This window comes from Streptomyces europaeiscabiei (assembly GCF_036346855.1).
In the GTDB taxonomy this organism is placed as follows: Bacteria; Actinomycetota; Actinomycetes; order Streptomycetales; family Streptomycetaceae; genus Streptomyces; species Streptomyces europaeiscabiei.
Genome location: NZ_CP107841.1, coordinates 4,013,716 through 4,033,147, shown reverse-complemented (window position 1 = coordinate 4,033,147; position 19,432 = coordinate 4,013,716). Strand labels below are relative to the sequence as shown.

The 19,432-nt window shown below is 71.0% G+C and carries 16 protein-coding genes; 7 read left to right on the top strand and 9 right to left on the bottom strand.

What is annotated here, in order from left to right; all coding sequences use genetic code 11:
- Nucleotides 1–33 precede the first annotated feature (33 nt).
- The 4 genes from OG858_RS17455 to OG858_RS17440 form a co-directional block, all read right to left on the bottom strand.
- Complete coding sequence (locus OG858_RS17455) at nt 34–942, bottom strand: ABC transporter permease (protein ID WP_328545327.1); 909 nt, start codon at nt 940–942, stop codon at nt 34–36.
- Nucleotides 943–1,130: 188 nt separating this feature from the next.
- Nucleotides 1,131–2,354: an ABC transporter ATP-binding protein gene (locus OG858_RS17450; RefSeq protein ID WP_328545328.1), complete on the bottom strand. Its 1,224-nt coding sequence runs from the start codon at nt 2,352–2,354 to the stop codon at nt 1,131–1,133.
- A 202-nt stretch (nt 2,355–2,556) separates the two neighbouring features.
- The gene (locus OG858_RS17445; protein ID WP_086750944.1) at nt 2,557–3,204 is read right to left on the bottom strand and encodes an ABC transporter permease; all 648 of its coding nucleotides are present in this window, start codon (nt 3,202–3,204) and stop codon (nt 2,557–2,559) included.
- Between the two features lie 54 nt (nt 3,205–3,258).
- Nucleotides 3,259–3,729 carry an Lrp/AsnC family transcriptional regulator gene (locus OG858_RS17440; RefSeq protein WP_173531508.1) on the bottom strand — a complete coding sequence of 157 codons (471 nt, stop codon included), beginning with the start codon at nt 3,727–3,729 and terminating at the stop codon, nt 3,259–3,261.
- Between the two features lie 123 nt (nt 3,730–3,852).
- On the opposite strand from OG858_RS17440, the gene hppD reads away from it, so the two are divergent.
- Nucleotides 3,853–5,007, top strand: a complete 1,155-nt coding sequence (gene hppD, locus OG858_RS17435) for a 4-hydroxyphenylpyruvate dioxygenase (RefSeq protein WP_328544730.1) — start codon at nt 3,853–3,855, stop codon at nt 5,005–5,007.
- 510 nt (nt 5,008–5,517) lie between these two features.
- On the opposite strand, the gene OG858_RS17430 is transcribed toward hppD, so the two are convergent.
- Complete coding sequence (locus OG858_RS17430) at nt 5,518–6,930, bottom strand: tetratricopeptide repeat protein (protein WP_328544731.1); 1,413 nt, start codon at nt 6,928–6,930, stop codon at nt 5,518–5,520.
- Nucleotides 6,931–7,072: 142 nt separating this feature from the next.
- On the opposite strand from OG858_RS17430, the gene OG858_RS17425 reads away from it, so the two are divergent.
- A complete protein-coding gene (locus OG858_RS17425) occupies nt 7,073–8,479 on the top strand; it encodes an FAD-binding oxidoreductase (protein ID WP_408059477.1) in 1,407 nt (468 codons plus the stop codon).
- 40 nt (nt 8,480–8,519) lie between these two features.
- Here the strand turns inward: OG858_RS17425 and OG858_RS17420 are convergent, their stop codons facing one another.
- The gene (locus tag OG858_RS17420; protein WP_086748012.1) at nt 8,520–8,933 is read right to left on the bottom strand and encodes an SsgA family sporulation/cell division regulator; all 414 of its coding nucleotides are present in this window, start codon (nt 8,931–8,933) and stop codon (nt 8,520–8,522) included.
- Between the two features lie 266 nt (nt 8,934–9,199).
- On the opposite strand from OG858_RS17420, the gene OG858_RS17415 reads away from it, so the two are divergent.
- Complete coding sequence (locus tag OG858_RS17415; RefSeq protein WP_086748017.1) at nt 9,200–10,858, top strand: RDD family protein; 1,659 nt, start codon at nt 9,200–9,202, stop codon at nt 10,856–10,858.
- A gap of 93 nt (nt 10,859–10,951) precedes the next feature.
- Nucleotides 10,952–11,644 (top strand): RDD family protein, encoded by a 693-nt coding sequence (locus OG858_RS17410; RefSeq protein WP_086748011.1) that lies wholly within the window; start codon nt 10,952–10,954, stop codon nt 11,642–11,644.
- Nucleotides 11,645–11,818: 174 nt separating this feature from the next.
- Here OG858_RS17410 and OG858_RS17405 read toward each other — a convergent pair whose 3' ends face one another.
- Nucleotides 11,819–12,109, bottom strand: a complete 291-nt coding sequence (locus OG858_RS17405) for a hypothetical protein (protein ID WP_086748010.1) — start codon at nt 12,107–12,109, stop codon at nt 11,819–11,821.
- A gap of 466 nt (nt 12,110–12,575) precedes the next feature.
- Here OG858_RS17405 and OG858_RS17400 point away from each other — a divergent pair, with 466 nt between their 5' ends.
- From OG858_RS17400 to OG858_RS17390, 3 genes are all read left to right on the top strand, one after another.
- A complete protein-coding gene (locus tag OG858_RS17400; RefSeq protein ID WP_179200931.1) occupies nt 12,576–14,930 on the top strand; it encodes an immune inhibitor A domain-containing protein in 2,355 nt (784 codons plus the stop codon).
- 354 nt (nt 14,931–15,284) lie between these two features.
- Complete coding sequence (locus tag OG858_RS17395; RefSeq protein ID WP_107482306.1) at nt 15,285–15,569, top strand: hypothetical protein; 285 nt, start codon at nt 15,285–15,287, stop codon at nt 15,567–15,569.
- Nucleotides 15,570–15,720: 151 nt separating this feature from the next.
- Nucleotides 15,721–17,151, top strand: a complete 1,431-nt coding sequence (locus tag OG858_RS17390; protein ID WP_328544732.1) for a protein kinase domain-containing protein — start codon at nt 15,721–15,723, stop codon at nt 17,149–17,151.
- Between the two features lie 17 nt (nt 17,152–17,168).
- On the opposite strand, the gene OG858_RS17385 is transcribed toward OG858_RS17390, so the two are convergent.
- Nucleotides 17,169–17,756, bottom strand: a complete 588-nt coding sequence (locus tag OG858_RS17385) for an isochorismatase family protein (protein ID WP_086748008.1) — start codon at nt 17,754–17,756, stop codon at nt 17,169–17,171.
- A 290-nt stretch (nt 17,757–18,046) separates the two neighbouring features.
- Nucleotides 18,047–19,375: a nicotinate phosphoribosyltransferase gene (locus OG858_RS17380; protein ID WP_086748007.1), complete on the bottom strand. Its 1,329-nt coding sequence runs from the start codon at nt 19,373–19,375 to the stop codon at nt 18,047–18,049.
- Between the last annotated feature and the right edge of the window lie 57 nt (nt 19,376–19,432).

Below are 19,432 nucleotides of genomic sequence, written 5' to 3'. Positions count from 1 at the left end.
GCAGCAGCGCCGGCAGGAGAGGTGTCCGCCGGCTCACGAATCAGCCTCCAGCCCCCGTGGCCGGAGCAGCAGTTCGGCCAGCGAGGCGAGCCAGTCGACCAGCAGGGCCAGGCAGACCGTGAGGATCGAGCCGAGCACGAGGACGGGCATGCGCTGGTTGGTGATCCCGGTCGTGATCAGTACGCCGAGGCCGCCGCCCCCGCCGAAGGTGGCGAGGGTCGCCGTGCCCACGTTCAGGACGAGGGCCGTCCGTACGCCCGCGAGGATCAGCGGTACGGCCAGGGGGAGTTCGACGCGGGCGAGCACCTCCGCCGGGGACATGCCGATGCCCCGGGCTGCTTCGAGGAGGGTCGGGTCGTTCGCCTTCAGGCCGGCGATCGTGTTGGAGAGGACGGGCAGGACGGCGTAGACGACGATGCCGATCAGGGCCGCCTCCCGGCCGATGCCCAGCCAGATCACCAGCAGCGCGAGCAGGCCGATGGCCGGGGCGGCCTGACCGGTGTTGGCGACGGTCATGGCAACCGGGGTGGCCTTCCGGAACGCGTCCCGGGTCAGCAGGACGCCCAGCGGGATCGCGATGATCAGCACGAAGAAGGTCGAGATCGCGGTCAGCTGGATGTGCTGCCACAGGGCCTGCCACACCTGCCCGTTCGACAGGGCGTTCGAGGAGATCGCGTCCAGTTCGGCCTGCTGGAACCACATCCAGGTGGTGAGCAGGACGACCACGAGGACGGAGGGCAGCAGTGTCAGCTTCTGCCAGGTCACCCTGGGGGCGGGGGCCGTGTCCGGCGGAGGGGTCTCGTCGGTGGGTGAAGTCCCGTCGGCGGGAGGTACCGCTCCCGTCGCGGGTGAAGCGGCCGGCCTGGAGGTCCGGCCAGGTGCGGAGACGCCGTCCGGAGCGGAGACGTCGTCCGGTGCGGAGACGTCGTCCGGTGCGGACACGAAGCCCGGCGCGGACGCGAAGTCCGCCTCGGTGGCAGTGGCGTCGGCCCTGATGCCGGAGTCGGTCTCGGTGGTGGCGTCGACCCTGATCGCGGAGTCCGCCTCGTCTGCGGTGGCGTCGGCCTCCAGCGCGGAGCCCGCCTCTCCGGACGTGGCCTCCCCGGTGGTGGAGCCCATCTCGGCGGCGGTCATGGCGCCCCCTCCCCTCCGTCGCTCTCCCCGTCGGCGGGCGTCCGCTCGGAGGGCTTCCGCCCGGTGCGGGTCTCCTCCAGTCGGTGATGGCGTTCCAGTGCGTCCAGCCGGTCGGCTTCCATGAGCCCGCGGACGGAGCCGAGCAGGGTCTCCATGTCCACGACGCCGGTGTACTCCCCGTGCCGCCCGGTGACGGCGACCCGTCCCGTGTTGTCGGTCAGCACGGCCTCCAGGGCGTCCCGCAGGGTGGCGTCCCCGGTCACGGTGGTGCGCACCGGGGTCCCGGCCCGCGCGAGCGACCCCTTGGCGCGCAACAGGTCGTCGCGCCGCAGCCACCTGGAGGGCCGTCCGTTCCGGTCGAGGAGCAGCACCTCGTCGGTGGCGTCGGCCCGCAGCCGGTCGAGGACCTGTGGCAGTGGCTCGCCCGGGGTGACCGTCGGACAGCCGGTCACCTCGACATCCCGTACGCGCGTCAGGTGGAGCCGCTTCAGGGCGGCGCCCGCGCCCACGAAACCGGAGACGAAGTCGTCGGCCGGGCCGGCGAGGATCGCCTCCGGGGTGTCGAACTGCGCGATGTGCGACCGCTCCCGCAGGATCGCGATCCGGTCGCCGAGCTTGATCGCCTCGTCGAAGTCATGGGTGACGAACACGATCGTCCTGCGCAGCTCGCGCTGGAGCCGGAGCAGTTCGTCCTGGAGGTGGCCGCGGGTGATCGGGTCCACCGCCCCGAACGGCTCGTCCATCAGCAGGACGGGCGGATCGGCGGCCAACGCCCTTGCCACGCCCACTCGTTGCTGCTGGCCCCCGGAGAGCTGACGCGGATACCGGTCGTGGTACTCGCCCGGGTCGAGGCCCACCAGGTCCAGCATCTCCGTCACCCGGGTCTTCACCCGCGACGCGGACCAGCCGACCATCCTCGGCACGAGCGCGATGTTCTGGGCGACGGTCATGTGCGGGAAGAGGCCGGACGACTGGATGGCATAGCCCACTGTGCGCCGCAGCCCGACCGGATCGATACGGGTGACGTCCTCGCCGTTGATCCGGATGGAGCCGCTGGACGGCTCGATCAACCTGTTGATCATCTTGAGCGTCGTCGACTTGCCGCACCCGGAGGGCCCGACGAGGACCACGGTCTCGCCCGCGCCGATCCGCATGGTCACGCTGTCGACGGACGGGTGACGGCTGCCCGGATACCGCTTGCTGAGGTCGACCAACTCGATCGTTGCCCCAGCCGTACCCGTGGCCCCAGCCGCCTCCGTTGCCCCCGCCGTACCGGCCGCTCTCGCCGTACCGGCCGCTCTCGCCGTACCGGCCGCTCTCGCCGTACCGGCCGCTCTCGCCGTACCGGCCGCTCTCGCAGTGCCCGCCGCTTTCGCAGCGCCCGTCACTTTCGCCGTGCCCGCCACCTTCGCCGTGCCGTCATCAGCCACGGATCCCCCTCGGAATCGTCAGCCGCCCGATCAGCACATACGCGGCATCGAACATTAGTGCGAGGGCGACGATGCCGAGCGTGCCCGCGAGTACCTGGTTGAGGGCGTTCGCGCTGCCCAGCGAGGCGATACCGCGGAAGATCTCGTTGCCGAGGCCCGGCCCGGAGGCGTACGCGGCGATCGCGGCGATGCCCATCAGCATCTGTGTGGAGACCCGGATCCCCGTGAGGATCGGCGGCCAGGCGAGCGGCAGTTCGACCCGCAGCAGCCGCAGGGGCCGGGACATCCCGATGCCCTTCGCCGCGTCCACCAGCGCCGGATCGACCCCGCGCAGGCCCACGATCGCGTTCCGCACGACCGGCAGCAGCCCGTACAGCGTCAGGGCGATCACCGTCGGGGCCACACCGAGACCCACCACCGGGATCAGCAGGCCGATCATGGCGAGGGAGGGGATGGTCAGGAGGGTGGCGGTGGTGGTCGTGGCGAGCCCGGCGGCCCACTCCCGCCGGTACGTGACGACACCGATCAGGACCCCGACGACCGTGGCCACGACCATGCACTGGAACACCGCACTGGCGTGTTGGTACGCGTCGAACAGCAGCTTCTCGTGGTAGCTGCCGACGTACTCCCAGAAGCTCACCGGCACGTACCCCCAGGGTCGGCTAGATCGTCATCTCCGGGGCCCCTGCGCTGTTCACTCGCGGAGCGCCGCCTGCTCCACCAGCGGGATGATCCGCAGTGGAACGGGGTTCTCCATGACGATCGCCGTGGCGGCCCGGACGATGCCATCAAAACCGACGACCCGGTCGATCACCCGCTGGAGATCGGCGTTCGAACGGGCCACGAGCCGGCACAGCATGTCCCCGCTGCCGGTCGTCGTGTGCAGCTCCAGCACCTCGGGCACGGTCGCCAAGTGGGCCCGTACGTCCGCCCCTTGACCCTGCCTGATCTGCAGCGTCGCGAACGCCGTGACCGGGTAGCCGAGTGCGGCCGGATCCACCTGGGGCCCGAATCCGCGGATGACGCCATTCGACTGAAGCCGGTCGAGCCGGGCCTGCACCGTGCCCCGCGCGACCCCCAGCCGCCGTGACATCTCCAGGACCCCGATCCGCGGCTCGCGCGCGAGCAGGACGATCAGCCGCCCGTCCAGATGATCGATCGCCATGAGACCTCCCGGGATGGTCACCCTGTACAGAACAAGCGGGAGTATGGGTTCTCCGCTGAGCAGATTGTCCAGCAGAATCACGAACTGTTGCGCACCTTGTGGATACGGGAGGAGTCTGCGGCCATGGCAGCCACCTCCGCGCACACAGACCACGTCCCCGACACCGCACGGCAGGCAGACCCCTTCCCGGTCAAGGGAATGGACGCGGTCGTCTTCGCCGTGGGCAACGCCAAACAGGCCGCCCACTACTACTCCACCGCGTTCGGCATGCGCCTCGTCGCCTACTCCGGCCCCGAGACCGGCAGCCGCGAGACGGCGAGCTACGTCCTGGAGAACGGCTCGGCCCGGTTCGTCCTCACCTCGGTCGTCAAACCCGCCACCACCTGGGGCCACTTCCTCGCCGAGCACGTCGCCGAGCACGGCGACGGCGTCGTCGACCTCGCCATCGAGGTCCCGGACGCCCGCCGCGCGTACGCCTACGCCATCGAGCACGGCGCCCGCAGCGTCACCGAGCCGTACGAGGTGAAGGACGAGCACGGCACGGTCGTCCTGGCCGCGATCGCCACGTACGGCACGACCCGGCACACCCTCGTCGACCGCTCCGGCTACGACGGCCCGTACCTCCCCGGCTACGTCGCCGCCGACCCCATGGTCGAGCCGCCCGCCCACCGCACCTTCCAGGCCATCGACCACTGCGTCGGCAACGTCGAGCTCGGGCGCATGAACGAGTGGGTGGAGTTCTACAATCGCGTCATGGGCTTCACGAACATGAAGGAGTTCGTGGGCGACGACATCGCCACTGAGTACAGCGCGCTGATGTCGAAGGTCGTGGCGGACGGCACCCTCAAGGTCAAGTTCCCCATCAACGAGCCCGCCATCGCCAAGAAGAAGTCCCAGATCGACGAGTACCTGGAGTTCTACGGCGGCCCGGGCGTCCAGCACATCGCGCTCAACACGAACGACATCGTCCGGACGGTACGGACGATGCGGGCGGCCGGCGTCGAGTTCCTGAACACGCCCGACTCGTACTACGACACGCTGGGAGAGTGGGTCGGCGACACCCGCGTACCGGTCGACACGCTCCGCGAGCTCAAGATTCTCGCGGACCGGGACGAGGACGGGTATCTGCTGCAGATCTTCACCAAGCCGGTCCAGGACCGGCCGACGGTCTTCTTCGAGATCATCGAGCGGCACGGATCGATGGGGTTCGGGAAGGGCAACTTCAAGGCGCTGTTCGAGGCGATCGAGAGGGAGCAGGAGAAGCGGGGCAATCTGTGACCGGGCGCCCAACAGGTCGGGGCAATCTGTGACCGGGCGCCCAACAGGTCGGGGCTGACTGTGATCGGGCGACTGCGGGTCCGGTGGGGGCTGGTCGCGCGGTTCCCGGCGCCCCTGAAAAGCAGTTCCCCGCGCCCCTGGAAAGCAGGGGCTGAGCCCCACGCTTTCCAGGCCCACCGTCCCGCCGTCTCCCAGGCAGCCCGCAAGCCCGTCGCTGTCCAGGCCTGAGGGCCCCGTCGCTTTCGGGCCCGCTGTCTGGTCGCTTTCCGGGCCTGCGGGCCTGTTGTTTTCGGGGCCCGCTGTCTGGTCGCTTTCCGGGCCTGCGGGCCTGTTGTTTTCGGGGCCCACCGTCTCGTCGCCTTCGAGGCCCGCAGACCCCTAGCCTTCCAGGCCCCGCCGTCTCCTCGCCCTTTCAGGCCCGCAGGGCCTGATCTTTCAGGGGCGCGGGGAACTGCGCGACCAGCCCCCACCGAACCCGCACCCGCCAACGAACCGGCCCCCCCCACCCCCTCACGCGAACCACCCTCCACTCCCCAAGAAATACGGATTGAGCCGCCGAGCCTCGGCAAGATGCCGCCGGGCCGGGGCCGCCAGGCCCAAGGCCCGCTCGATCGCCCCCCGGTGACAGGCGTAAGCCGCACTGCGCACGGCCCCGCCCCGCGCCCGGTCGGTGGCCCGCCGTGCGAACCCCAGTGCCTCCCCGTCCTCCCCCGCCCGGTGCAAGGCCCACCCCAACGCGTCCGCAACCCGCGGACTCGGCTGTCGCTCCCACTCCGCACGGAGCACCCGCACCGCCTCCTCCGGATCACCGTGGTCCGCCTCCAGCGCCCCGAGGACGAGCGACTCGTTCACCCCGGCCGCGGCGGACCGCGCCACCAGCGTGCGCACCACCCCGTACTGCTCCCGCGCCTCCTTCGCCCGCCCCAGCGACGCGTACAACTCGCCCAACCGCAACGCGACCCGCGCCGACGGCCGCCGCGACAGCGCCACCCGGTACGCCCGCACCCCCTCCGCCGTCCGCCCCAGCGCGGCCAGCGCCCGCCCCCGGCACGCGTCGGCCTCCGGCTCGCTCCCGGCAGCCGCGCAGTACCGCAACGACTCCTCCGCCTCCCCTCGCTCCCAGGCCAGCTCCCCGGCCAGCGCCCACCACACGGCACCCGCGGCCGACGGTCCCGCCGCCGTCGTCTCCGCGGCCGCCGCGTCCGAGATCGCCGCGGCCGCGTCCTCACGCGCCCCCTGGTCCCAGTAGACCTGCGCGGCCCGCGCCCGAGCCGCCGGCCCGGAGTTCACGGCGAGCATCCTGTCCAGGGTCGCGCGGGCCGCCTTGTACCGGCCGAGCCCGTCGTACGCCTCGATGAGCAGGGCGTACGAGGTCCAGCGGGCCGGCGACACCCGTACGGCCTCCTCGCCCCAGCGTCGCGCCGTCCGGAAGTCGCGGCGGGCGTTCGCGAGGGCGGCCAGGCCTTCGACGGCGTCCGCGTTGCCGTTCGGCCGCAGACGCAGCGAGGTGCGCAGGGCGCGTCCGGCCCTCGGATAGTCCGCGACGACGCCGGTCCGCCGGGCCCGCTCGGTGTACGCCACGCCGAGCACCGCCCATGAGGCGTGGTCACGCGGACGGGCCCGCACCCGGGCCTCACGTTCCCGGACGGTCGCGACGACCTCGGGCAGAGCGGCGGGCACCCCGGCCGCCATCGCGGCCCCCGCCCGCCGCCCCTCGGGCCCGGCCGCACCCACCACCCGTGCCGCCCGCCCGCCGCCGGCGCCACCCCCGTCCGGCGGCACCACCATCAGCACACCCCCGAGCACGAAACACCCGACGACAGCCGCGGCCACCCTCCACCCCGGCCCTGGCCCCCGCCCGGGCCCCTGTGCCCACCCGGCGACCCACCGCCACGCCGCCCGCCGCTCGTTCTCCACAGCCATGCCGCCCACTGTGCGTCAATACGACGACCACATCCCGTACCCCCGAACGCTCGCGCCGACGGGTTCACACCGATGGCTGCGAGTGTGAAGCTTGGATCTTGACTTCCGCCCCCGCCTCGAAGGCCGGGGTATCCACGGAGGGATCTCGATGAGCCGTATCCAAGCCCCGAGCGACGAGACGACCGGCAACCTCGTCGACCGTCTGCTGAGTGGCCTGCCGCCGGAGGCGGTCCTCGTCGATCCGGACGTCACGGCCTCGTACGGACACGACATGGCGAGCTTCTGCGAGGCGGGCGTCCCGGCGGTCGTCGTGCTGCCCCGGACCGTCGAACAGGTGCAGCACGTCATGCGGGTCGCGACGGAACTGCGCGTCCCGGTGGTCCCGCAGGGCGCCCGCACGGGCCTGTCCGGCGGCGCGAACGCCTCCGAGGGCTGCGTCGTGCTGTCCCTGACGAAAATGGACCGGATCCTGGAGATCAACCCCGTCGACCGCATCGCCGTCGTCGAACCCGGCGTCATCAACGCGACGCTCTCCCGCGCGGTCAACGAGCACGGCCTCCAGTACCCGCCGGACCCCTCCAGCTGGGAGATGTGCACGATCGGCGGCAACATCGGTACGGCCTCCGGCGGGCTGTGCTGTGTGAAGTACGGGGTGACCGCCGAATACGTCCTCGGCCTGGACGTCGTGCTCGCCGACGGCCGGCTGATGTCCACCGGCAGGCGCACCGCGAAGGGCGTCGCCGGCTACGACCTCACGCGGCTCTTCGTCGGCTCGGAGGGCTCGCTCGGCATCGTCGTACGGGCGACCCTGGCGCTCAAGCCGCAGCCGCCCGAGCAACTGGTGCTCGCCGCGGAGTTCGCGTCGGCGGCGGCCGCCTGCGACGCGGTGTGCCGGATCATGGCCGGCGGGCACGTCCCCTCACTGCTCGAACTCATGGACCGTACGACGGTGAAGGCCGTCAACGACCTCGCGCACATGGGCCTGCCGGAGACCACCGAGGCGCTGCTCCTCGCCGCCTTCGACACCCCGGACCCGGCCGCCGACCTCGCCGCCGTCGGGGCGCTGTGCGAGGCCGCGGGCGCCACCCAGGTCGTACCGGCGGACGACGCGGCCGAGTCCGAACTGCTGCTCCAGGCACGGCGGCTGTCGCTCACCGCGCTGGAGGCGGTGAAGGGCACGACGATGATCGACGACGTGTGCGTGCCGCGCTCGAAGCTCGGCGAGCTGATCGAGGGCGTGGAGCGTGTCGCAGAGAAGTACGACCTGACCATCGGGGTCTGCGCACACGCCGGCGACGGCAACACGCATCCCACCGTCTGCTTCGACGCGGCAGACCCCGACGAGTCACGGCGCGCCCGCGAGTCCTTCGACGAGATCATGGCCCTCGGCCTGGAACTCGGCGGCACGATCACCGGCGAGCACGGCGTGGGCATCCTCAAGAAGGAGTGGCTGGCGCGGGAGCTGGGCCCGGTGGGCATGGAGATGCAGCGGGCGGTGAAGTCGGCCTTCGACCCGCTGGGCATCCTCAACCCGGGCAAACTGTTCTGACCCCCTCGGTGCCGATTCCCTCGGTTCCGAGGCACGCGCCTCACTGGGCGAGGAGTTCGGCCAGGCCGTCGTCGATGCGCAGCATGTCGAACTCCGAGCCCGGCGGCACCACCCGCAGGGTCCGCTCCAGCCAGGCCGACACGGCGGCGGCCGGCGCTTCGAGCAGCGCGTCCCCGTCCGGCGAGCTGAGCGCCATCAGTACGGCGCTCCGGCCCGACACCTTCGTCGGCCACACCCGCACGTCGCCGTGCCCGCACGGCCGGAACACGCCCTCCACGAGCAGTTCCCGCGCGAACGTCCAGTGCACCGGGCGGTCGGAGTTGACGTGGAAGGTGATGTGGACGGCGTACGGGTCGTCGCTGCGGAAGCCGAGCTTGGCCGGTACGGGGATGCTGCGCTCGGGCGACAGGACGAGTCCGAGCTCCAGTTCGCGCTCCACGACGGTGTGCCGCATGGTGATCGTTCCTCTCTCGTAGAGGGGCCCTGTGCGCGGGCCCGTACGAGTGAGAGGGGCCAGGGCCCCGAAGCATTACGCGGGTTCGCGAAACTTTTTTCCGACGGGTTCGCCGAGCGGCTCCCGGTGACCGGCGGCCCTCTTCGCCCGTAGCAGATCCGTGCGTGAATGGGGCGGGTCCGGAGGCAGCGGTCATGGGACGGGCCGGCGTCTGGTAGATGTGGATGCCCTCCACCAAACCCACGAGCAGATACGGGACGACGGACATGAGCGCCCCAACCCCGGCCCCCGGCGACGACAGGCCCCGCGAAGGGTATTACCCGGACCCGTCCATTCCTGGATATGTCCGGTACTGGAACGGTGCGGCCTGGGTTCCGGGTACGAGCCGTCCGGCTCCCTCCGACGGCGAGCCGCTCGCTCCGCCGTCCGGCTCCGGCCCGTCCGGTGCCATGGAGGAGACGGGCCCGCACTTCTTCGACGAGGACCCGGCGCCCGACGGCGAAGCGGCCCGCTCGGCCTCCGGCAACGCCCTGCACGGCATCCGCCCCGAGCCCGCCTCCGCGTGGGGCGCCGACCGCTCCCGCCAGACCGGTTTCGGTGGCGACAAGGACCGCCGGGTGTCCTGGGGCTCGACCGCCGGCGCGGACCCGCGCGACCCCCGGGTCTCCCTCGCGGCGGACGCGGGCGACGGCTTCGCCGACGGCGGCGACCCCGGGCGCACGGCGAGCACGGACGGTACGGCGACGATCCCGCCGGCGGCCGACGAGGAAGCAGGGGCCCCGCAGGGCACGGTGGTGTTCCGCCGGCCTCAGTCCGCCGAGGGAGTGGACCCCCTGCAGTCGGACGGCACCATGGCGTTCGGTCCGTCCGCCTCGCGCGCGGGACAGCAGGACGGGGGCGCGCCCGCGTCCCCCGCCGCTTTCGGCGCGCCCCTGACCCCTGCCCAGGTCGCCGCCCAACAGGCACTGGGCCTCGCCCCGCAGTCCGCCACGCCCTCGACGCCGCCGGCACCGTCCGGCCCCCAGCAGGGGCCGCAGTCTCCGCAGCAGGGTCCGCAGGCGGGCGGCACGGCCCAGGCGGCTCCGGCTCCGGCGGCGGTCGCTCCGGCCGCCCCGGTCTCCCCGGGCCCGCCGCAACCGGAGCCGCAGCAGGTCCCGTTCGGCGGCGCCTTCCCTCAGCAGGCCCAGCAGGCCCAGCAGGCCCCGCAGTCGCAGTCGGCCGTGCCCGCCCCGCAGACCGCCCAGCCCGCACCGGGCCTGCCCCAGCAGGCCGCCGCCCGACAGTCGGCCGAGGCTCCCATGGCCGTCGGCATCGGCGGTGGGCAGCCCTCCTGGGCCCAGCAGGTGCACCGGCTGGCCGGGGGCGAGGAGGAGCAGCTGGTCGCGCCGTGGAAGCCGGTGGTGGAGGACCCCTTCCAGGCGGCCGCCCGGCGGCAGTCGGAGGCCAGGCCCGCGGGCCTCGGCAGACGGCTGGCCGCCCGGCTCGTGGACACTCTGGTCGTCGGCTCCGTCACGGCCGCGGCCGCCGTGCCGTTCGGCACGAAGGCGATGGACCACATCGACGAGAAGATCGACGCGGCCAAGCTCTCCGGTGAGAAGGTCACCGTCTGGCTGGTCGACGGCACGACCTCCGTCTACCTGGGCATCGTCCTCGGCGTCCTGTTCGTCGTCAGCGCCCTCTACGAGGTGCTGCCCACCGCCAAGTGGGGCCGCACCCTCGGCAAGAGGCTGCTCGGCATCGACGTCCGGGACATCGAGGGCCACGAGCCCCCGTCGTTCGGGAGTTCCCTGCGCCGCTGGCTCGTCCACACCGTCTCCGGGCTGCTCGGCATCGGTGTGATCGGTGTCCTGTGGTGCGTGTGGGACAAGCCGTGGCGCCAGTGCTGGCACGACAAGGCGGCGCACACGTTCGTGGCGGGCAGGTAGCGGTTACGGGCGGGACGGGCCCGTACGGAACCGCGTACCCCGTACGGCCCCGTGCCGGATGCGGAGCCGGGGGGTTCGCGGTCGACTCGGGCCATGAGTACCGAACCGCCGCCCTTCGGCTCCGGTCAGTCCCCGGACGACGACCAGTTCAGGAAGCAGCCCCCTCCGCACCAGGGCGGCGGCTCTCCGTACGACCCCCCGCCCCAGCAGCCGCCGCCGTACGGGGGCGGCCAGCAGCCGCCCTACGGAAGCCAGCCGCCGCCGTACGGCAGTCAGCCCCCGCCCTACGGTGGTGACCCCTACGGAGGCGGGCAGTACCCCAACGACCCGCTCTCGGGCATGCCGCCGCTCGCCGACAGCGGCAAGCGGGTGCTGGCCCGGATCCTCGACATGATCCTGGTGGCGATCGTGGTGGGGTTGCTGGCGTGGGCGTTCAGGATCAGCCAGTACTCGGTGGACTCGGACGACTTCGAGTTCGGCAAGTCCCTGGCCCAGGAGGCGCTCGCCGCGATCCTCTACATCGCGTACGACACGTTCTTCACCGTCAGGAACGGCCAGACCCTCGGCAAGAAGCTGTTCAAGCTGCGGGTGGCGAACCTCAACGACGGCTCCACGCCCTCCACACAGACCGCGCTGATCCGCGCGGCCGTGCTGTGGATCCCCTTCGCCTTCTGCTGCGCCTGTATCTGGACGGCGATCGCCGGCGGCTGGAGCTTCTTCGACAAGCCCTACAAGCAGGGTCTGCACGACAAGGCGGCGAAGACGGTGGTGGTCAGCACCGGTTGAGCGGAGGCGCCTGCAGCGCGCGCGCCGACACGGCGACGGCGGGCGGCACGGCGACGGCGGTGACACGGCGACGGCGGTGACACGGCGACGGCGGGCGGCACGGCGACGGCGGGTCCGGGATCTTGGTCCCCGGGCCCGCCGAAGCGTTTCAGCAAGCTGTCACCGAGTGCCGGTTCAGGAGCCCGTGGACTCGTGCACCGGTTCCCGGACCATCGGGGACTCCACGGCCGCCGGGGCCGGGGCCGCGGCGACGACGGATGCGCGGGGGCGGCGCGCGGCGGCGCCGGGCGCGGGCTTGGGCAGCGGCACGGTCAGCGCGACGAGCAGGCCCAGGGCCAGGGCGGAGAGGGCGATCACCGCGATGCCCGCGCCGGAACTCGTCTGTGACAGCAGCAGCATGGCGAGGGTGGACAAGATCACGGTGCAGGAGCCGTAGGCGAGCTGTGCGGTCGTCGGACGAGGCATGGCAATCGTGTCCTCGGGTGGGGTCTCCCCGTGCCTCTCACGATGAAGGGGAGGTTGCGGATACGAATCAAAGGTGAAGCAGTGCCGTCGGCTGGCTTTCACCGACGTCCGGCGCTCCGCCAATCGACTCTATTCGCCAGGGTGCCCGAGTGGAACGACGGGTAAGCGTGACCTGACGCACGGTGCCGGGTGCACAGGGGGCGCACGGATTCATGGGGTTCGGCAACGGGCCGCGCATGCGCGCCGGTTCGAGGGACATGTGAGCGATACACATAACGTCCGCATAACGAACAAGCGCTTCCTGTAGACGCCTATTAATGCACTTGACCTGTTCAAGTCAAGATCTGTCTTTTATCTCGAAACTCCGATCGAATGACGTCACTTGACTACACGCGTATACCGCGCGCGGATTCCTCCACACAGGACCATCCCCGTCCGCGCGAACGGACGCGGGGGAGGACCTCAAGTGACCAGTAGACCCTGGACGTTCAGAGCGGCCGCCATCGGTGTCGCGGTCGCCACTGCGGCGGCGACCATGTCGGCCCTCACGGTGGCGCAGGCAGCGGACGCCACACCGGCGGCGTCCGTGGACCGGCACGACCCGGCGGACCACGAGCACGCCGACGAGCACAACCTCGACGGCCCCCTGAGCAAAACTCAGGAGGCCCAGCGCGAGGAGGCCCTGCAGCAGGTCATATCCGGCGACGCCACGGTCAAGGACCGTGACGGCTCGCAGGTCGTGAAGCTGGACAGCAAGAAGGGCAAGAGCAAGTACGTCGAGCTCGGCCGCGAGAAGACCGACAAGATCTTCACGATCCTCGTCGAGTTCGGCGACCAGATCGACAGCCGCTACGGCGGCACCGCCGGCCCGCTGCACAACCAGATCGCCGAGCCGGACCGGGCCAAGGACAACTCCACGGCCTGGCAGGCGGACTACGACCAGAAGTACTTCCAGGACCTCTACTTCGGCACCGGCAAGAACGACGAGTCGGTCAAGAAGTACTACGAGAAGCAGTCCTCGGGCCGCTACTCGGTCGAGGGCGAGGTCTCCGACTGGGTCAAGGTCCCCTACAACGAGGCCCGCTACGGCAACAACGCCTGCGGTCAGACCAACTGCTCCAGCGTGTGGAACATCGTCAGCGACGGTGTCACGTCCTGGGTCGCCCAGCAGAAGGCAGCGGGGCGCACCGACGCCGAGATCAAGGCGGACGTGGCCGAGTTCGACCAGTGGGACCGCTACGACTTCGACGGCGACGGCGACTTCAACGAGCCCGACGGCTACATCGACCACTTCCAGGTCGTGCACGCCGGTGAGGACGAGTCCGCCGGCGGCGGCGCGCAGGGCACGGACGCCATCTGGGCCCACCGCTGGTACGCGTTCGGCACCAACGCGGGCGCGACGGGCCCGGCCGACAACAAGCTCGGCGGCGCCAAGATCGGCGACACCGGCATCTGGGTCGGCGACTACACCGTCCAGCCGGAGAACGGCGGACTCGGTGTCTACGCCCACGAGTACGGTCACGACCTCGGTCTGCCGGACCACTACGACACCGCGGGCGGTGACAACTCCACCGGCTTCTGGACGCTGATGTCGTCCGGTTCCTGGCTCGGCACCGGCAAGGACGCCATCGGCGACCTGCCCGGCGACATGACCGCCTGGGACAAGCTGCAGCTCGGCTGGCTCGACTACGACACGGCGAAGGCGGCGACGAAGTCGCGGCACAAGCTCGGGGTCGCGGAGTACAACAGCAAGGACAAGCAGGCCCTCGTGGTCGAGCTGCCCAAGAAGAAGGTCGCCACCGAGATCGTCGAGCCGGCGCAGGGCTCGACCCAGTGGTGGAGCGGCAGCGGTGACAACCTCTCCAACACGCTGACCCGTTCCGTGGACCTCACGGGCAAGTCGTCCGCTGCGCTCACCCTCGACGGCTGGTACGACATCGAGGCCGAGTTCGACTACCTCTACACCGAGGTGTCGACCGACGGCGGCGCCAACTGGACCACGATCGACGGCACGGTGGACGGCGCGGCGATCCCGCGCGACGCCAGCGGCAAGCCCGCGCTGACCGGTTCCTCCGCCACGTACAAGAAGCTGTCGTACTCCCTGAACGCCTACGCGGGCAAGAAGTTCGACCTCCGCTTCCGTTACGCGACGGACGGCGGCGTGGCCCCGAAGGGCTTCGCGGCCGACTCGATCGCCGTGACCGCCGACGGTTCCGTCCTCTTCTCGGACAACGCGGAGAGCGCGGACGCCGCCTGGACTGCCAAGGGCTTCTCGCGCGTGGGCGCGTCGATCACGGACGACTACGCGCAGTACTACATCGCCGAGAACCGCCAGTACGTGTCGTACGACGAGACTCTGAAGGTCGGCCCGTACAACTTCGGCTTCTCGACCACGCGTCCGGACTGGGTGGAGCACTTCCCGTACCAGAACGGTCTGTTGATCTGGAAGTGGGACACCTCGCAGGCGGACAACAACACCAGCGTCCACCCGGGCACTGGTCTGGTCCTGCCGGTCGACTCCCACCCGGCGGCCCTGAAGTGGGCCGACGGCACGGCGATGCGCAGCCGGATCCAGTCCTACGACTCGCCGTTCAGCCTCTACCGCACGGACGGTCTGAAGCTGCACAAGGCCGACGTCCTGACGACGATCCCGTCGTCGGCGGGTGTGTCCGTGTTCAACGACCGGACCAACACCTACTACGACGCGGCCACCCCGCTCGCCGGTGTCAAGATCACTGACACCAACACCAAGATCGAGATCGTCAAGGAGGCCGCGGACGGCTCCACGATGTCGGTCAAGGTTGGCCCCGCGGTGAAGTAGTTCGTATTTCCGCAGGTCAGAGCATGTTCGGCCGTGACCCCCTTGGCGGGTCGCGGCCGGACGTGTTTAGGTGCGTGCTGTGGTCTTCTTATTGACACTGACGCTCACGGGGGTGTGACCTGCATGGCCGCAGGAGGTTTCTGCAAGCTGCCGGACGGCAATGTCGTCGTCGCGCTCAACCTGCCGGGAACGCCGGCACGGGGCGCGGGGGGTGTGCTGCCCGTGGCCGGGTCCCCAGGCGCGGTCGGGGCCGTGGCCGGCGCCGGGACCGTAGTCGCGGGCAAGGCTCTGTCCGGGGCTGTGTCCGCAGCTCCGGCGGTGTCCGGGACGGTGTTCGGCGTTCCGGCCGGGGCCATGTCAGGCGTGCCGGCCGGGGCTGTGCCGGGCGACGGGGCCGTACGCGTCCTCGTCCTCGCCGCGAACCGTGCCCGGGCCCTCACCCGGCTCCGCAACCTGGGCATGCGGGCGATCTACCTCCGCGGCAACGCGGCGCCCCCGACCCCGGACGAGATCACGGCCGTGCTGCACCACCCCGACGGCCTCATATGGCGAGGGTCCCCCGCTTGCCCGGCTGCGACGACCCCGGAGCTGTGGCATCCGATCAGAGCGCTGCTGAGGCGGCCGAAGGTAAGCGTGTGACTCCTGGCCCGCCACAGGCCGACGCGGCTGAGAACCACCTCTGCCCGGAACCCCTTTGTTCGAAACCGCCCATCGCGCATCACGGATTCCCATAGCCTGGCCGCCGACCTTGATCGAGGTCGGGAATCGGGAAGGCGGGCACGAACTTCACATGGTCGAGCCTCTGGGGCTGGCGGATCCGGCTGAGATATCGGGATATGTGCTGCGCGGAAAGCTGGGTGAGGGCGGGATGGGTAGTGTCTACCTCTCCCACAGCCGAGGCGGCCAGCCCGTCGCGCTGAAGGTGATCCGGCAGGAGTTCGCACAGGACCCCGAGTTCCTGCGCCGCTTCGCGCGCGAGGTGCAGGCGGCACGCCGGGTGCAGGGGGCGTACACCGCGGCGGTGCTCGACAGCAGCACCGAGGGACCGCAACCGTGGTTGGCCAGCGCATATGTCCCCGGGCCCTCGCTGGCGCGCGCCGTGTTCGAACACGGGCCGCTGTCCCTACGGACCGTGCTGCTGTTGACCGCGGGCGTGGCCGAGGCACTCCAGGCCATCCACGCGGTCGACGTGGTGCACCGCGACCTGAAGCCGACGAACGTACTGCTCGCCGCGGACGGTCCCCGTGTCATCGACTTCGGCATCGCCCGGTCCACCGACGCGACGGCGCTGACCGGCACCGACATGCGCCTGGGCACGCCCGCGTACATGTCTCCGGAGCAGGCCGAGGGCAAACCCGTGACTTCGGCACTCGACGTCTTCGCGCTCGGCCTCCTGGCGCATTTCGCGTCGACCGGCGGGCATCCGTTCGGCGAGGGCGGCGGACACGCGCTGCTGTACCGGATCGTGGCCCAGGAGCCGGATCTGGCCGAGTGCCCCGAGCCACTGCGCCCGTTGATCGCGCGCTGCCTGGCCAAGGAACCGACGGACCGGGCCGCGCTCTCCGAGATCATCGAGGAGTGTCACCGGATCGCCGCGGCCGAGGGTACGACGCTGACCCGTGGCGAGGACTGGTGGCAACCGGCTCCGGTGGCGTCCCCGGTGGCTGAGTGCATGTCGCAGCACCTGGTCGCGTCCCTCCCACCCGCACCGCCGTCGTACCGGCCGACCGCGAAGGACGGACAGCCTCAGGAACCGGCCGCACGGGATCCGCGCCTGCCCTACGAGCCGGGGGCGGCGGATCCGCAGGAGACCTACGAAGCGGCCTCATCGGGTCTGCGGGGAGTCCCTGAAGCGGCCTCATCGGGTCTGCGGGGAGTCCCTGAAGCGGCCTCATCGGGTCTGCGGGGAGTCCCTGAAGCGGCCCCGTCGGGTCTGCGGCAGGTCCCCGAAGCGGCCCCGTCGGGCCTGCGGCAGGTCCCCGAACCGGTCGCCTTCGCTCCGTCGCCGACGGGGCTCGCGGTGCCGCCGACGATGTCTGCCGCCGGACGACCTCAGGACGATGCTCGGGCCGGGGCCTCGCACCCTCCGCTGGGCCGGTCGAACCCCCGGCCCGGCGGTACGGAGCGCCAGCTGAAGATCATCGCCGTGGCCGTGGCGCTCGTGGTGGTCGCGGTGATCGTGGCCGGGCTGCTGAACGAGCTGGGGATTCTGGAGAGCTAGCCCGAATCGGACCTGAGCTAGACCACCGGCTTGCCCGACAGCTCGACGCCCGCCTCCCGCAGCTCCTCCAGGGCCCGTTCCGTCGTCTCCTCGGACACCCCGGCGGTGAGGTCCAGCAGCACCTGGGTGCGGAAGCCCTCCCTCGCGGCGTCCAGGGCGGTGGCCCGTACACAGTGGTCCGTGGCGATGCCGACGACGTCGATCTCGGTGATGTCGCGGGCGCGGAGCCAGTCCGCGAGGGTCACGCCGTTCTCGTCGGCGCCCTCGAAACCGCTGTACGCCGCGGAGTACGCCCCCTTGTCGAAGACCGCGTCGACCGCACCGGAGGCGATCACGGGCGCGAAGTTGGGGTGGAACCCGACCCCCTCCGTCCCGGCGACACAGTGGGCGGGCCAGGAGTGGACGTAGTCGGGATTGTCGGAGAAGTGGCCACCGGGCGCGATGTGGTGGTCGCGGGTGGCCACCACGTGCTGGTAGCCGGGGCCGGCCGCCTGGCCGATCAGCTCGGTGACGGCGGCGGCCACATCGGCACCGCCGGCCACCGCGAGGCTGCCCCCCTCGCAGAAGTCGTTCTGTACATCAACGACGATCAAGGCGCGGCGCATGGTGTCGGTGTCCTTAGACTCTTCGGTTCTTCGGGTGGGTGGGACACGAAACGCTGGACTTCGAAACGCTGGACTTCGAAACGCTGGACTTCGAAACTGAGAACTTCCGAGCCTAGAGACTTCGAGAGCCGTTCGGGAGGGGGCATCCGGCGCTCGCCCGGTGCGCGCACCGGAGCACAGGCCGAACACGCGGGCGCTCGGGGGGCTCGCGGCAGGGCGCGCCGGACACGTTCACTCCGGTCTGCACCCCAGCGTGCGCCCGCCCGACACCCTGCACGTACCCGAGCGGCTCAGACGTACTCCGTCGGAATGACGGCTTCCCCGCGCGACAGCTGTGTCGCGGACAGCGGCAGGTTCGCACGGGCGGTCACATGCCGCTCGCGTACGACGTCCAGCGGCTCCCGGGAGAGGACCCGGCCGTCCTTGACCAGATGAACGAGGAGCTGGCGCTCCTGGAGATCGTCGGGCACCGGTCCCGTGCCGATGACCTCGGCCTCGGCCACGCCGTGCTCGTCCAGCCGCCGGGCCGCCCACTTGCGGCCCCCCACGGACGTCTTCCCGCCGCTGGACTTCTTCGCCACGGCCACCAGCGGGTCCGTGGGGTCCGCGGACTCCGCCCTGGCGACGAGCTTGTAGACCATCGAGCAGGTGGGATGACCGGAGCCGGTCACCAGCTGCGTCCCGACGCCGTACGCGTCCACCGGTGCCGCCGCCAGCGAGGCGATGGCGTACTCGTCGAGGTCCGAGGTCACGATGATCCGGGTGTCCCGCGCGCCCAGCTCGTCCAGCTGCTGGCGTACCCGGTGGGCGACGAGGAGCAGGTCGCCGGAGTCGATGCGCACGGCGCCCAGCTCGGGCCCGGCGATCTCCACGGCGGTCCGTACGGCCTCGGTGACGTCGTACGTGTCGACGAGCAGCGTGGTGTTCCGGCCCAGCGAGTCCACCTGGGCCTGGAAGGCGTCCCGCTCGCGGTCGTGGAGCAGGGTGAAGGCGTGGGCGCTGGTGCCGACCGTCGGGATGCCGTAGCGGAAGCCGGCGGCCAGGTCCGAGGTGGAGGTGAAACCGCCGACGTACGCGGCGCGCGAGGCGGCCACGGCGGCCAGCTCGTGCGTGCGCCGGGCGCCCATCTCGATCAGCGGGCGCCCCCCGGCGGCGCTGGACATCCGGGAGGCGGCGGCCGCGATCGCCGAGTCGTGGTTGAGGATGGAGAGGATCACCGTCTCCAGGAGGACACACTCCGCGAAGGTGCCCTCGACCCGCATGATCGGCGAGCCCGGGAAGTACACCTCGCCCTCCTGGTAGCCCCACACGTCTCCGCCGAAGCGGTAGCCGGCGAGCCAGTCGAGAGTCTCCGCGTCGACGATGGAGCGCTCGCGCAGGAAGCCGAGGACACCCGGGTCGAAGCGGAAGTTCTCGACCGCGTCCAGCACCCGTCCGGTGCCGGCCACCACGCCGTACCTACGTCCCTCCGGCAACCGCCGTGTGAAGACCTCGAACACCGAATGCCGCTCGGCCGTACCCGCTTTCAACGCGGCCTGCAGCATCGTGAGTTCGTAGTGGTCCGTGAAGAGCGCGGTCGAGGGGACGTCGACCGGCAAACCAAGGTCCGCTGTGTTCATGGCAAGGGATCGTACTCCCATCTCGTCAATCTGACGATTTCTGGGGGGTCGTTTCTC

Bases quoted from the DNA above. Each gene is read 5' to 3' on its own strand.
- OG858_RS17440 (WP_173531508.1), bottom strand. From the start codon at position 3,729: ATGGCGATCGATCATCTGGACGGGCGGCTGATCGTCCTGCTCGCGCGC.
- hppD (WP_328544730.1), top strand. From the start codon at position 3,853: ATGGCAGCCACCTCCGCGCACACAGACCACGTCCCCGACACCGCACGG.
- OG858_RS17430 (WP_328544731.1), bottom strand. From the start codon at position 6,930: ATGGCTGTGGAGAACGAGCGGCGGGCGGCGTGGCGGTGGGTCGCCGGG.
- OG858_RS17420 (WP_086748012.1), bottom strand. From the start codon at position 8,933: ATGCGGCACACCGTCGTGGAGCGCGAACTGGAGCTCGGACTCGTCCTG.
- OG858_RS17415 (WP_086748017.1), top strand. From the start codon at position 9,200: ATGAGCGCCCCAACCCCGGCCCCCGGCGACGACAGGCCCCGCGAAGGG.
- OG858_RS17410 (WP_086748011.1), top strand. From the start codon at position 10,952: ATGAGTACCGAACCGCCGCCCTTCGGCTCCGGTCAGTCCCCGGACGAC.
- OG858_RS17405 (WP_086748010.1), bottom strand. From the start codon at position 12,109: ATGCCTCGTCCGACGACCGCACAGCTCGCCTACGGCTCCTGCACCGTG.
- OG858_RS17395 (WP_107482306.1), top strand. From the start codon at position 15,285: ATGTCAGGCGTGCCGGCCGGGGCTGTGCCGGGCGACGGGGCCGTACGC.
- OG858_RS17390 (WP_328544732.1), top strand. From the start codon at position 15,721: ATGGTCGAGCCTCTGGGGCTGGCGGATCCGGCTGAGATATCGGGATAT.
- OG858_RS17385 (WP_086748008.1), bottom strand. From the start codon at position 17,756: ATGCGCCGCGCCTTGATCGTCGTTGATGTACAGAACGACTTCTGCGAG.
- OG858_RS17380 (WP_086748007.1), bottom strand. From the start codon at position 19,375: ATGAACACAGCGGACCTTGGTTTGCCGGTCGACGTCCCCTCGACCGCG.